We start from the raw sequence: 13,671 nt of genomic DNA on the forward strand, positions 1-13,671 counted from the left end.
TTTTTTTCGATGGTATTTCCATGGCCCGTTCCCGATTCCTCCCCGACAACTTCACCCTGGCCCTGCTTTGCACTGTGGCCCTGGCCAGCGTGCTGCCCGCATCGGGCGCTGCCGCGCAGGCGCTGGAGGCCACCACCGTGGCGGCCGTGGCGCTGCTGTTCTTCTTGCACGGCGCCAAGCTCTCGCGCGATGCCATCGTGGCGGGTCTGTCGCACTGGCGGCTGCACCTGGTGGTGGTGGGCACCACGTTCGTGCTGTTCCCGCTGCTGGGCTGGGCGCTGCGGCCGGTGCTGCTGCCGCTCGTCACGCCGCAGCTGTACACCGGGGTGCTCTACCTGTGCGTGCTGCCGGCCACGGTGCAGTCGGCCATTGCGTTCACTGCCGTGGCGCGGGGCAACATGCCGGCAGCGATCTGCAGCGCGTCGGCGTCCACGCTGCTGGGCATCGTGATCACGCCGATGCTGGTGGGACTGCTGCTGCCCGAGGCGCAGGCCCATGGCGCCGCGGCGCAGGACGGCACGCTGGCCAACATCGGCCGCATCATGCTGCAGCTGCTCGTGCCCTTTGTGGCGGGGCACCTGCTGCGGCCCTGGATCGGCGGGTTCGTGCAGCGCCGGGCGGCGGTGCTCAAGGTCGTGGACCAGGGCTCGATCCTGCTGGTGGTCTACACGGCCTTCAGCGCGGCGGTGGTGCAGGGCCTGTGGCGGCAACTGCCGTGGCCCGCGCTGCTGGGCCTGGTGGTGGTGTGCGCGGTGCTGCTGGCGCTGGCCCTCGGCCTGACCACCTGGGCCGCACGGCGCATGGGGCTTTCGACCGAGGACGAGATCACGCTGGTGTTCTGCGGCTCCAAGAAGAGCCTGGCCAGCGGGGTGCCCATGGCCAAGGTGCTGTTCGCCTCCCACGCGGTGGGGGCCATCGTGCTGCCGCTCATGGTGTTTCACCAGATGCAGCTGATGGTGTGCGCGGTGCTGGCCCAGCGCTATGCGCGACGCACCTCGCCGAATGAAGTTGCTATTAAAAATGTGGCTGCCAGCGCTTGATGGACAAGCGCTGGAGGCTCAAAAGGCTCAAGCCTGTTCGTTCATCGTGCGCAGCCGGCTGGGCGCCAGCGCTCCGGCCGATTCCAGGATGGGGTAGGCCACGGAGCACAGCAGCGAGTTGATGCGCTTGAGCTCGCTGATCAGGTCGATGTGCAGCGAGCTGGTCTCGATGCTCTGCACCGTGTTGTCCGACAGGCGCGCCAGGTGGGTGGCCGAGTAGGCATGCTCCAGGTCGCGGAAACGGGCTTTTTCTTCCAGCAGCTTTTGCGCGTCGCGCACGCTGCCGTTGAGGAACACGCTCATCGCCAGCCGCAGGTTGTCGATCAGGCGCGCGTGCAGCTCGGTGATCTCTTCCATGCCGGCTTCGGAGAACTGGCGGCCCTTCTTGATCTTCTTGTCTTCGATGTCGATGAGCACGCGCTCGATGATGTCGCCGATCTGCTCCATGTTGATCGTGAAGCTGATGATGTCCGCCCAGCGCCGGCCCTCGCGCTCGTCCAGCGCCTCGCGCGAGATCTTGGTCATGTAGTACTTGATGGCCGAATACAGCCCGTCCACCTCGTCGTCGAGCTTGCGCAGGTCTTCGGCCAGCTTGATGTCGTCGGTGCGGATCACCTTGTGCAGGCCCAGCAGCATCGACTCGACCACGTCGGCCTGGTGCAGCGCCTCGCGCGCGGCGCACGAGATGGCCAGCGACGGCGTGGCCAGGGCCGAAGGGTCCAGGTGCTGCGGGCGTGCGCCGGCCGCGGCCTGCGTCTTTTCCTGCGGCAGCAGGCGCTGCACCACCCGCGCCACGGTGCCCGTGAGGCCGATGCAGACGATGCCCACCACGACGTTGAACGCCAGGTGGAACAGCACCACCAGCGCGGCGATCTCGGGCACATAGGGCCGCACGTGCTGCAGCCACAGGCCGGTGAGCGGCGTCATGATGACCACGCCGATGATCTTGAAGAACAGGTTGCCCAGCGGCACCTGGCGCGTCTGGACGTTGGCCTTCATGGTCGTCAGCACCGCCAGCACGCCGCTGCCCAGGTTGGCGCCCAGCACCAGGCCCAGCGCCACGTCGGGCGGTATGCCGCCCGAACCCGCCAGCGCCGCGGTGAGCAGCACAGTGGCCAGGCTGGAATACGCCACGATGGCCAGCACCGCGCCGGTGAAGATCTCCAGCAGCAGGTCGCTGGTCAGTGCGCCGAGCAGGGTGCGCACGGTGGGCGACTGGGTGAGCACGGTGGTCGATTCGGTGATGAGGCGCAGCGCCAGCAGCATCAGTCCCAGGCCGATCAGCACGCGCCCCACGCGGCCCGTGGCGGTGTCCTTGCGCGAGATGAACAGCACCACGCCCACGAAGATGAACAGCGGCGACAGCCACGACAGGTCCATCGAGAACACCACCGCCATCACGCTCGTGCCCACGTCGGCACCCAGCATCACCGCCAGCGCGGCGGGCAGGCCCACCAGGCCCTGGCCGACGAACGAGGACACGATGAGCGCCGTGGCCGTGCTGGACTGCACCACCGCCGTCACCCCGATGCCCGAGAGCACGGCGGTGAACCGGCTGCTGACGCTGTGGGCCAGCAACTGCCGCAGGTTGGCGCCGAACACGCGCAGGATGCCGGTGCGCACCAGGTGGGTGCCCCAGATCAGCAGCGACACCGCTGCCAACAGATTCAAGAGATGCTTCATGAGTAAACGCTAACTTTTCTTCTTTTTGTGCCTGCACTGCGCCGCGTGCCATATGCGCTGCCGCTGCCTGGGGGCAGGGCGGGCAGGGCAGCGATGGCACCCTGGGGCAGGCTTGTGGAGTGGCCCGGAGCGGGCGCGGAAAAGCTTTGCGAGCCAGAAAGGCTGTGCCGCTGGAACAACGGCAGAACGCAAACCATGAAAGCGCCCGTTTTAGTCACAAAACTGTCACATTACGGACGCCCTAGCATACCCGTGAATCCATCACGCAGGAACCATGCCCATGACAGGGCAAGGTATGTTGCGCCGGGCGGGGCCGCAGAACGGGCGTTGCACCCCCTGCGGCGGCGACTCAGTCGATCAGCTGGCCGGCCTCGTGGAAGGGGTAGGGCCCCTCGTGCACGCCGCTGGCTGCGGTGTGGCTCACCAGCCGGCCGCCCTCGGGCAGCGCATGCACCGCGAACCCGGGCGGCTCCAGCGTCCAGGCCGACGTGGCGTCGGGCGCCAGGTCCAGGCAGACCTGGTGGGCGGGCGAGGGCGCGGTCATTGCGATGGCGCCGCCAAAGCGCACCTGGATGCTGCGGTGCAGATGGCCGCAGATGACGCGCTCCACGTTCGGGTGGCGGGCCACGAGGGCCTCCAATTCCGCCGCGCCGCTCAGCAGCCCGATGGCGTCCATGTGGCCGATCAGCGTCTGGAACGGCGGGTGGTGCATCGCGATCACCACGGGGCGGTGGCGGTGCGCGTCGAGCGCATCGGCCAGCCAGGCCAGGCGTTCACGGCACAGGCTGCCCTCGCTGGCGCCGGGCACCACGGTATCGAGCGCGATCAGGGTCATGCCGCCCACCGGCACGCAGTACTGCACGAAGCCCTCCGTGCCCAGGTAGGTGTGCTGCGGAAAGCTCTGGCGCAGCTGGGTGCGCTCGTCGTGGTTGCCCGGCAGCAGGTACGTGGGCAGGGGCCCGAGCGGCGCCAGCAGCGCGCGCAGGTGCTCGTACTCGGCAGCGCGGCCAAAGTCCGTCAGGTCGCCGGTGATGACCAGCGCGTCGGCCCGCTGCGGCAGGCGCAGCATGGTCTGCACCGCTTGGGCCAGGTAGGGGGCGGTGTTGATGCGGCCGTAGGCCAGGCGCCCGGGTTCGCGGATGTGCGGGTCGGACAGTTGCAGCAGCAAGGTGGTCATGGGCATGTGTGGCAAGAGTCAGGACGCCTCGTGGCTGGGCATGAGGTGCTCGGAGTGGATGCGGATGGCCACGGGCTGGCCCTGGCGCGCCGGGTGGTCGCGGGCCACGTCGGCCTGCAGCGGTTGCTGGCCGGGCAGCGCCAGGGTGAGCTGCACGCGCTCGCCCAGAAAGCTGCGGCGCGTGACTTCGGCGCGGCCCCAGCCGTCGCTACCTGCAGGGTCCACCTGCACCTCGATGTCCTCGGGCCGCGCCAGCAGCGCGGTGTCGGCGGCGCAGGCCGCAGGGCAGGGCAGCTCGATGCCGCCCAGGGGCAACACGTTGCGCTGGCGGGCTGCCTCGTCGCGCTGCAGCCGGTTGACCCGGCCGAGGAAGGCGGCCACGAACGGGTGGGCCGGCGTGCGGTACAGCGTCTCGCCATCGCCCACCTGCACGATGCGGCCGGCCTGCATCACCGCCAGGCGGTCGGCGATGGCCAGGGCCTCCTGCTGGTCGTGCGTGACGTGGATGGCCGTGATGTGCAGGCGGCGCAGCAACTCGGCCAGTTCGTCGCGCAGGGATTCCTTGAGCTTGGCGTCCAGCGCGGTGAGCGGCTCGTCCAGCAGCAGAACGCGCGGCCGCACGGCCACGGCGCGCGCCAGGGCCACGCGCTGGCGCTGGCCGCCCGACAGCTCTGCAGGGCGCTTGCCCTCCAGCCCGTTCAGGCGCACCAAGTCCACCAGCTCGCCCACTACGCGGCGCTGCTCGGCCGCATCCACGCCGCGGATGCGCAGGCCGTAGCCGATGTTGGCGGCCACCGTCATCTGCGGGAACAGCGCGTAGTGCTGGAACACCATGCCGATGCCGCGTTGTTCGATGGGCAGCTGCGTCACGTCCTGCCCGCCAAAGGCGATGCGGCTGCCCGCGTCGGGCGACTCCAGCCCGGCGATCAGGCGCAGCAGCGTGGTCTTGCCGCAGCCCGAGGGGCCGAGCAGCGCCAGCACTTCGCCGGGCTCCACGGTCAGGTCGGTGGGCTGCAGGCCGCGTGTGCCATCGGCATAGGTTTTGGCGCACTGGACCACGTCCACGCGCGTGCGTTCAAGTTCCATGGTGTTTCTCGATGAAGGTGCCGACGGCCTGCAGGCCCCACAGCACGGGCAGGATGACGATCAAAAAGACCAGCGTGTAGGCGGAGCCGATCTCGATGCGCATGGAGGCATAGCTGTCCGCCAGGCCCACGGGCAGGGTGCGCGTGAGCGGGGTGTGCAGCATCCAGGTGAGGTTGAACTCGCCCACGGAGAGCGTGAACACCATCAGGCTGCCCGCCACGATGGCCGGCAGCACGGCGGGCACCAGCACCCCGAGAAAGCGCTGCGCGAAGCTGGCTCCCAGCGAGCGCGCCGCTTCTTCGAGCGAGCGCAGCTCGTCCTTCTGGAAGGCCGAACCCACGGTGCGCACCATGAAGGGCAGCGTGAACACCATGTGCCCGACGAGGATGAAGGCTAAGCTCTGGCGAAAGCCCGATAGCGTGCCGTAGGCCAGGATCAGCGCCAGCGCGCTGGCCAGCCCGGGCACCGCCACGGGCAGGGTGAGCAGCTCCTCGAAGAGGCGCGCCCAGCGCGAGCGGCTGCGCGCCAGCGCATAGGCGCAGGGCACACCGATGAGCAGGTTGCCCGCCACGCACAGCAGCGCCAGCAGCAGCGATGCGCCCACCGTGCCGCCGTAGTTCTCCCACACCTCGCCGAGCCAGCGCAGCGTGAGCCCGCTTTTGAGGCCCACGCTGTAGTTGTTCACCAGCCCGGCCAGGACCGACAGCGCAATGGGCGCCAGCATGAACAGGGCCACCAGCGCGGTGAGCGCCACCAGGGACCAGGGGGCTTGTCGTGCGTTTCTCATGGTGGATGTATCAGTTATCGATGCCGCCATCGCGTTGCCCACGACGCTTGAAACTGGCGCGGCCAAGGCCAGTGCTCCCGTGCAAGGGCCGCCCCGCCGCACCGGGAGCGTCCCCCTCCCGACTCGCGCAGCGAGGCGAGAGAGGGGGAAGGCGCGAAGCGACTCAGGGGGTGTTTCATTTCAGAAGGCCGCGGTGCCGGATGCGCGGCGCGCCGCCCAGAGCACCAGCCAGGTGATCAGCCCCAGCGTGATCGACAGGCTGGCCGCCAGCGCGAAGTTGGCGTAGTTGGTGAACTCGTTGTAGATGGTGATGGGCAGCACCTCGAACTTGCTGGCCAGCGTGAAGGCCGTGCCGAAGGCGCCCATGGCGGTGGCGAAGACGATGGCCCCGCAGGCCAGCGTGGTGGCGGCCAGCTCGGGCAGCCACACGTCGCGCGCCACGCGCCAGCGCGAGGCACCGAGCGAGCGGGCGGCTTCTTCCAGTGCCGCGTCCATGGCGCCCGCCGCCGCAGTGTAGGTGGCGATGGCGCGCGGCAGCGAGAAATACAGGTAGGCCAGGAACAGGCCGGTGAGCCCGTAGGCGAAGGTGGTGCGGCCCAGGCCCAGGTGGTCCGAGAGGTCGGCGACCAGCCCCTGGCGGCCGCCCAGCAGGATCATGAAGAAGCCCACGATGACACCCGGGAACGACAGTGGCAGCGTGAGCAGCGACATCAGCAGCTGCCGCCCGCGAAAGCGCTGGCGCGCCAGCGTGATGCCCACCAGCGCGCCGAGCACCAGCGTGGCCAGCGTGACGGCGAGCGACAGGCCCAGGGTCTGCAGCAGGCTCTGCAGGTAGCGGGCATTCGTCAGCACGGCGAAGTAGTTGGCCCAGCCCTTGCCGGCCGGCAGCGCCAGCAGCAGGGCCACGGGCAGCAGCCAGAAGGCCGCGAAGAAGGCCACGGCAGGGGCTGCGCAGGCGAGCAGCAGCGCGCGCGAGGGAGCGAAGCCGTGGCGCATGGGGCTCACTTCACTTCTGCGAGGTAGCGGTCCGAGAACGCCTTCTGCACGGCAGCCATGCGGCCGTAGTCCACCGTCTTGGCACGCGCGTAGTCACTGGCGGGCAGGAAGCGCGCCTGCACCTCCTTGGGCATGGCGCTGGCGCGCACCGGGCGCAGGTAGGCATTGGCCCACAGCGCCTGGCCTTCGTCGGACAGCACGAAGTCCAGCACCTTCTTGCCCTCGGCGGCGTGGGGCGCGCCGGCCACCAGGCTCATCACATAGGGCACCACCAGCGTGCCTTCGGCAGGGATCACGAACTGCACGTTGGCCTGGTCCTTGTACTTGGCGCGGTAGGCGTTGAAGTCGTAGTCGAGCAGGATCGCGATCTCGCCCGAGAGCACGCGCGCGTACGAGGTCTGCTTGGGCACGATGGGCTCGTTCTTCTGCAGCGCCTTGAAGTAGTCGATGCCGGGGCCGAAGTTCTCCAGCGTGCCGCCGCGCGCCTGGTTGGCAGCCACAGCGCCCACGTAGCCCACAAAGGCCGAGGCCGGGTCCAGATAGCCGATCAGGCCCTTGTAGTCGGGCTTGAGCAGGTCGGCCCACGACTGCGGCACGGGCTTGCCCTTGAGCGCGTCCACGTTGACCATGAAGCCGAGCGTGCCCGAATGGATGGTGAACCAGTGGCCGGCCGGGTCCTTGAGGCCGTCGGGGATGTCCTTCCACGCGGCGGGCTGGTAGGGCGCGACCAGGCCGTCCTTTTGCGCCTGGATGGCGAAGGTCACGCCGAGATACGTCACGTCGGCCACGGGGCGGGCCTTCTCGGCCGTCATCTGCGCGAGCGACTGGCCGGAGTTCTTGTTGTCCGGCGGCACGGTGACGCCGGTCCTGGCCTTGATGGCCTTGATCTGGCTGCCCCAGTCGGCCCACTCCGGCGGGCAGTTGTAGCAGATGGCTGTTTGTGCCATGGCGGTGCCGGCGGCGGCCAGGCCGAAGGCCAGTGCGGCGGCGCGCATGAAATGGGTGAGCGTGTATTTCATCGAAGACTCCTGTGGGACAAGGGGAGGTGGAGGTGGCGGGGGACGGGGTGAGAACGGGAAGTCATGCGTGCGCGCACGACTCACCGGTGCGAAAGTGGTGGGGCAGGGTCAGCCCTGCATCGGGTGCCAATGGCGTGCCGCTGGCCATGGCCTGCACCAGCAGTTGCACGCTGCAGCGGCCGATGTCGGCATTGGGCTGGGCCACGGTGCTCAACATGGGGGTGAGGTCCTCGCCCAGGGCGATGCCGTCAAAGCCCACCACGCTCAGGTCGCGCGGCACGGCCAGCCCGGCCAGGTGCGCCGCGCGGATGCTGCGGATGGCCAGCAGGTCGTTGGAGCAGACCAGTGCCGTGGGGCGATCAGGGCCCTGCAGCAGAGCGGTGACGTCTTGCACCGCGGTTTCGATGAAGGGCACTTCGAGCACCCGCCCGACGGGAAGGCCGGCGGCTGCCATGCCGCTGTGAAAGCCGCGGCTGCGCTGCTGCGCCCGGTCGGACGCGGCGAGCTGGCCGCTGACCATGGTGATGCGCCGGTGCCCGAGCGAGACCAGGTGCGCCACCCGCTCGGCCACGGCCTGCTCGCCGTCCACCGACACGCAGGGGTGGTCCGGGTGCCGGTTATAGACCAGCACGTAGGGCAGGCCCGCTTCGGCCAGGCGCTGCAGCGCGCTCGACGTGGCCGGGTTGGAGACCACGAGGACCATGCCGTCCACATTGCCGGCCAGGAGCAGGTGCACGGCGCGGTCTTCCTGAGCGATCTGGTAGTCGGTGGCAAACGGCAGGATGGCGTAGCCGGCAGCGACGGCGGCCTGCGCCAGGCCCTGCAGGCATTCGGCGAACACGGGGTTGAGCAGGGTGGGCAGCACCACGCCGATCACGCGGCTGCGCTGGGTGCGCAGGGTGCGCGCGCTGGCGTTGGGCAGGTAGCCCAGCGCCTGGGCGACCTGCTCCACATGCTCGCGCGTGGCCGGCGTCACCTTGTCGGGCAGATTGAAGACCCGCGACACGGTGGCGACCGACACGCCCGCCTGGCGGGCCACGTCCTGAATGCTCATGGAACCTCGTTGCTATGTAAACGTTTACATTGGAACGAGGCCGTGTGACGCCGGTATGACCGGGCGCGGTGCCGGCCATGAAAAACGGCCCTCAATGGGGCCGTTCAGGGAATGCGGGGCAGGGCAGCCGCCCAGCTTCTATTTGGACCGCTTGACCCGCAGCAGCTCGTCCAGGATCAGGCAGGCCGCCCCGATGCTGATGGCCGTATCGGCCAGGTTGAAGGCCGGGAAGTGCCCGCCCGGGAACATGCCCGAGAGGAAGTCCCAGTGGAAGTCCAGGAAGTCCACCACGTAGCCGTGCATCAGCCGGTCCACCACGTTGCCCACGGCGCCGCCGAGGATGCTGGCCAGCGAGAAGCAAAACAGCTTTTGCCCCGGGTGCGCGCGCAGTTGCCACACGATGAAGATCGTGGCCACCACGCCGATGGCAGTGAACAGCCAGCGCTGCCAGCCGCCCGCATTCGCGAGGAACGAGAACGCCGCCCCGGTGTTGTGGGCCCGCACGATGTTGAAGAAGCCGGTGACGAAGGTGGAGTCGCCGAGCCGGTAGTTGTCCAGGATGAAGGTCTTGGTCAACTGGTCGGCCACCAGCAGGACCACGGCCCAGACGAGCCAGGGCCACATGCTGGCGCCGGAGCGGCCGGAGAGTGAGCTGTTGCCGCGCGCCATCACGCGTGCCTCCGGCTTTCGCCAGCGCCGTACAGGTTGCTGGTGCAGCGCCCGCAGATCGTGGGGTGCGCCGCATCGTGGCCCACATCGCTGCGGTAGTGCCAGCAGCGCTCGCACTTGGCATCGGAACTGGCACTCACGCTGATCTGCAGTGCGCTACCAGCTACCAATTCGATAGCAGAGGTGATGAACACGAACTTGAGGTCATCGCCCAGGCTGGCCAGCAACGCATGGTCTTCGGGCGCCGCGGTCAGCACCACGTTGGCCTGCAGGGACGAGCCCACCTGGCCGCCGGCGCGCAGTGCCTCGATCTCCTTGTTCACCACGTCGCGGATCTCGCGCAGGCGGCTCCACTTGGCCAGCAGGCCTTCGTCGGCCCCTGCGATCGAGCCGTAGGTTTCGAGGAAGATGGAGTCGGACGAGCCGAACACCTTCCACGCCTCTTCGGCGGTGAACGACAGGAACGGCGCCATCCAGCGCAGCATGCCGTGGGTGATGTGGTACAGCGCGGTCTGGGCGCTGCGGCGCGCCAGGCTCTTGGGTGCGGTGGTGTAAAGCCGGTCTTTCAGTACATCGAGGTAGAAGCCGCCCAGGTCTTCCGAGCAGTACAGCTGCAGCTTGGCCACCACGGGGTGGAACTCATAGACCTTGTAGTGCGCGAGCACCGTGGCCTGGAACTCGGCCGCACGCGTCAGCGCGTAGCGGTCGATCTCCAGCATCTGGTCGAACGGCACGGCGTCCGCGGCGGGGTCGAAGTCGCTCACATTGGCCAGCAAAAAGCGCAGCGTGTTGCGGATGCGGCGGTAGGCGTCCACCACGCGCGCCAGGATCTTCTCGTCCCCCGCGATGTCGCCCGAGTAGTCGCTGGCGGCCACCCACAGGCGGATGATTTCGGCGCCCAGCTTCTTGTTGATCTCCTGCGGGTCGATGCCGTTGCCCAGCGACTTGCTCATCTTGCGGCCCTGGCTGTCCACGGTGAAGCCGTGGGTCAGCAGACCGCGGTAGGGCGCGCGGCCTTCGAGCGCGCTGGCCAACAGCAGCGAGCTGTGGAACCAGCCGCGGTGCTGGTCGTGGCCTTCCAGGTACAGGTCGGCCTCGGGGCCGGTGTCGTGGTGCACGTTGGGGTGCGTGCCGCGCAGCACGTGGAAGAACGTGGAGCCGGAGTCGAACCATACCTCCAGGATGTCGGTGCTCTTGGTGTAGCAGACAGCGTCTTCGGCACCCAGGATCTCCTCGGGCGTCACGCGGCTCCAGGCCTCGATGCCGCCCTTTTCCACTATGGCGGCGGCCTGGTCCATGATCTCCATGGTGCGCGGGTGCAGCTCGCCCGAGTCCTTGTGCAAGAAGAACGGGATGGGCACGCCCCAGCTGCGCTGGCGCGAGATGCACCAATCGGGCCGGTTGGCGATCATGTCGTGCAGGCGGCCCTTGCCGTTCTCGGGGTAGAAGCTCGTGTGCTCGATGGCTTCGAGGGCCGTCTGGCGCAGCGTCTTTTCGGCCTTGTCCTTGGTGAACACGCCTTCGCCTTCGTCCATGCGGATGAACCATTGCGCCGCGGCGCGGTAGATCACCGGCGTCTTGTGGCGCCAGCAATGCGGGTAGCTGTGGGTGATCTCCTTGGTGGCCATCAGGCGGCCCGCATTGCGCAGCGCCTCGATGACCACGGGCACGGCCTTCCAGATGTGCTGGCCGCCGAACAGCGGGAAGTCAGGCGCGTAAGTGCCATTGCCCTGAACGGGGTTCAGGATGTCGTCCAGCGCCAGGCCGTGGGACACGCAGGAGTTGAAATCCTCCAGCCCGTAGGCGGGCGAGGAGTGCACGATACCCGTACCGTCGTCGGCCGTGGCGTAGTCGGCCAGGTACACGGGCGACAGGCGTCGGTAGCCGTAGCTGCCGTCCTCGCTGGCCACGTCGTACAGCGGGTGTTCGAATTCGAGGCCGCCCAGGTTCTTGCCTAGGGTGGTGGCCAGCACTTGGCCGGTGAGGCCGTAGCGCTCCAGGCACGAGGCCACCAGCGGTTCGGCCACCAGCAGCAGGCGCTCGCCGGCATCGACCAGCGCGTAGCTGATCTCGGGGTTCAGGTTCAGCGCCTGGTTGGCCGGGATGGTCCACGCGGTGGTGGTCCAGATCACCACGAAGGCGTCCTTGGCGAGCGCGGGCACGCCGAAGGCGGCGGCCAGCTTCGCAGGCTCGTGCGCCTTGAAGGCCACGTCCAGCGTGGTGCTCTTCTTGTCGGCGTATTCGATCTCGAACTCGGCCAGCGAGCTGCCGCAGTCGAAGCACCAGTACACGGGCTTCAGGCCCCGGTACACGAAGCCGCGCTCCATCACGCGCTTGAACGCACGGATCTCGCCCGCCTCGTTGGCGAAGTTCATGGTCTTGTAGGGGTTGTCCCATTCGCCGAGCACGCCCAGGCGCTGGAAGTCGCCCATCTGCTGCGCGATCTGCTCGGTGGCGAACGCCCGGCTTTTGGCCTGCATGTCGTCGCGGCTCAGGTTGCGGCCGTGTTTCTTCTCGATGGCGTTCTCGATCGGCAGGCCGTGGCAGTCCCAGCCGGGCACGTACAGCGCGTCGAAGCCTTCGAGCTGGCGCGCCTTGGTGATCATGTCCTTCAGGATCTTGTTGACCGCGTGGCCCATGTGGATCTGGCCATTGGCATAGGGCGGGCCGTCGTGCAGGATGAACTTGGGCGCGCCCCGGCGGGCATCGCGCAGGCGCTTGTAGATGCCTTTGTCGTCCCACTCCTTGACCCAGCCCGGCTCGCGCTTGGGCAGGTCGCCGCGCATGGGGAAGGGGGTGTCGGGCAGGTTCAGGGTGCTGCGGTAGTCCGTGGCGGTGGGGGCGGACGCGGAACTGACGTTGTCGTCGGACATGAAGAGGCCTTAAAAACTGAACATTCCGGGGCGTGCCCGGAAGGGGGGAGGGGGTGCGCGAAAAGGATGTGTGTGCCCGCTCAGGCGGGCGCTGCGGTAAGCAGCCCCCTCAAATTCGGTCGCGCGTGGTCTGGCGCCGGGTCTCGGTGTGCGACGCGATGGCGGCCGTCGCAAAGTAGGCGCGCGCATCGTCGCAGTCCTTGGCGATGCCCGTTGTCAGGGCGTCCAGGCTGTCGTACTTGAGCTCGTCGTGCAGTTTGTGCAGCAGTTCCACCCGCACGATTTTACCGTACGCCCCCTCGGGGTCCAGATCGGCGGGCCATTGCAGGCAGTGGGTTTCGAGCAGCACGCGTCCGCCGTTGACGTCGTTGGGGTCCAGCGAAGGCCGCACGCCCAGGTTGGCCACGCCGTGCAGAGGCACATCGCCCAGGCCATGCACCAGCACCGCGAAGATGCCGCTGGCGGCGGGCTTCCAGTGGGCAAACCGCAGGTTCAGCGTGCGAAATCCGTCGCCGGCCCCCGCGCCGGTGGCGCCCAGCTCGCGCCCCAGCTTGCGGCCATGCACCACGTGGCCCGAGATGGTGTAGGGACGCCCCAGCAGGCGCGCCGCGGATTCCATGTCGCCCCGGCCCAGCGCGTCGCGCACCGCCGAGCTCGACACCCGAAGGCCATGCACCTCGTAGCTGTTCATGCGCGCCACGTCGAAGCCCCGGGCCTGGCCGGCGGCGTCCAGCATGGCGTAGTCGCCCGCGCGCTGGCGGCCGAACCGGAAGTCGTCGCCCACCAGCACATAGCGCGCGTTCAGGCCGCGCATCAGCACCTCGTCGATGAACTCGGCCGGCGACTGGGCGGCCAGTCGCGCATCGAACGGCAGCACCACGGTCTGCTGCACGCCGCACCGCGCCAGCTCGGTGAGCTTGTCGCGCAGCGTACCGATGCGGGCCGGCGCCAGCTCGGGCTTGTTGTGCGCCCCGGCGAAGTAGTCGCGCGGGTGGGGCTCGAAGGTCAGCACGCAGCTTTCGACCCCGCGGTGCGCCGCCTCGCTGTTGAGCAGGGCCAGCATGGCCTGGTGACCTCGGTGCACCCCGTCGAAGTTGCCGATGGTCAGCGCGCACGCGCTGGCGATGCCCCGGTGGTGGAATCCGCGAAAGATCTTCATTGGTTTGTTATCTTTTTGATAGCAGCACGCGCATATCCATCAAGCGCAGGACGCCAATTTGTCATCAAAACGGAGTATATTGTGACCGAGGGGCCTTCCAGAGCAGGGTGGCCCGCGAGACATCCGCG

Annotated in this window: 11 protein-coding genes; 1 reads left to right on the plus strand and 10 read right to left on the minus strand. The window is 68.4% G+C overall.

Annotation, left to right across the window (positions count from 1 at the left end; translation table 11 throughout):
* Positions 1 to 20: 20 nt before the first annotated feature.
* A complete protein-coding gene (locus tag ASF16_RS01775; RefSeq protein WP_056161817.1) occupies positions 21 to 1,040 on the plus strand; it encodes a bile acid:sodium symporter family protein in 1,020 nt (339 codons plus the stop codon).
* A 27-nt stretch (positions 1,041 to 1,067) separates the two neighbouring features.
* Here ASF16_RS01775 and ASF16_RS01780 read toward each other — a convergent pair whose 3' ends face one another.
* From ASF16_RS01780 to ASF16_RS01825, 10 genes are all read right to left on the minus strand, one after another.
* Positions 1,068 to 2,723 (minus strand): Na/Pi cotransporter family protein, encoded by a 1,656-nt coding sequence (locus tag ASF16_RS01780; RefSeq protein ID WP_056161818.1) that lies wholly within the window; start codon positions 2,721 to 2,723, stop codon positions 1,068 to 1,070.
* A gap of 349 nt (positions 2,724 to 3,072) precedes the next feature.
* Positions 3,073 to 3,900: a phosphodiesterase gene (locus ASF16_RS01785; RefSeq protein ID WP_082516710.1), complete on the minus strand. Its 828-nt coding sequence runs from the start codon at positions 3,898 to 3,900 to the stop codon at positions 3,073 to 3,075.
* 18 nt (positions 3,901 to 3,918) lie between these two features.
* Positions 3,919 to 4,986 (minus strand): ABC transporter ATP-binding protein, encoded by a 1,068-nt coding sequence (locus ASF16_RS01790; RefSeq protein ID WP_056161822.1) that lies wholly within the window; start codon positions 4,984 to 4,986, stop codon positions 3,919 to 3,921.
* The gene (locus ASF16_RS01795; RefSeq protein WP_056161824.1) at positions 4,976 to 5,773 is read right to left on the minus strand and encodes an ABC transporter permease; all 798 of its coding nucleotides are present in this window, start codon (positions 5,771 to 5,773) and stop codon (positions 4,976 to 4,978) included. Before ASF16_RS01795 ends, ASF16_RS01790 begins: the two co-directional genes overlap by 11 nt.
* Positions 5,774 to 5,953: 180 nt before the next feature.
* The gene (locus ASF16_RS01800) at positions 5,954 to 6,769 is read right to left on the minus strand and encodes an ABC transporter permease (protein WP_056161827.1); all 816 of its coding nucleotides are present in this window, start codon (positions 6,767 to 6,769) and stop codon (positions 5,954 to 5,956) included.
* A gap of 5 nt (positions 6,770 to 6,774) precedes the next feature.
* Positions 6,775 to 7,788 carry an ABC transporter substrate-binding protein gene (locus ASF16_RS01805; protein WP_056161828.1) on the minus strand — a complete coding sequence of 338 codons (1,014 nt, stop codon included), beginning with the start codon at positions 7,786 to 7,788 and terminating at the stop codon, positions 6,775 to 6,777.
* Positions 7,789 to 7,849: 61 nt separating this feature from the next.
* A complete protein-coding gene (locus ASF16_RS01810; RefSeq protein WP_056161830.1) occupies positions 7,850 to 8,842 on the minus strand; it encodes a LacI family DNA-binding transcriptional regulator in 993 nt (330 codons plus the stop codon).
* A gap of 138 nt (positions 8,843 to 8,980) precedes the next feature.
* Positions 8,981 to 9,511, minus strand: coding sequence for a signal peptidase II (lspA, locus tag ASF16_RS01815; protein ID WP_056161832.1), 531 nt, complete (start codon positions 9,509 to 9,511; stop codon positions 8,981 to 8,983).
* Entirely contained in the window at positions 9,511 to 12,384 is a 2,874-nt protein-coding gene (gene ileS / locus ASF16_RS01820; RefSeq protein ID WP_056161834.1) for an isoleucine--tRNA ligase, read from the minus strand. Before ileS ends, lspA begins: the two co-directional genes overlap by 1 nt.
* 109 nt (positions 12,385 to 12,493) lie before the next feature.
* Positions 12,494 to 13,543 (minus strand): bifunctional riboflavin kinase/FAD synthetase, encoded by a 1,050-nt coding sequence (locus ASF16_RS01825; RefSeq protein WP_056161836.1) that lies wholly within the window; start codon positions 13,541 to 13,543, stop codon positions 12,494 to 12,496.
* Positions 13,544 to 13,671: the final 128 nt, after the last annotated feature.

This window comes from Acidovorax sp. Leaf78 (assembly GCF_001422735.1).
Classification (GTDB): Bacteria; Pseudomonadota; Gammaproteobacteria; order Burkholderiales; family Burkholderiaceae_C; genus Acidovorax.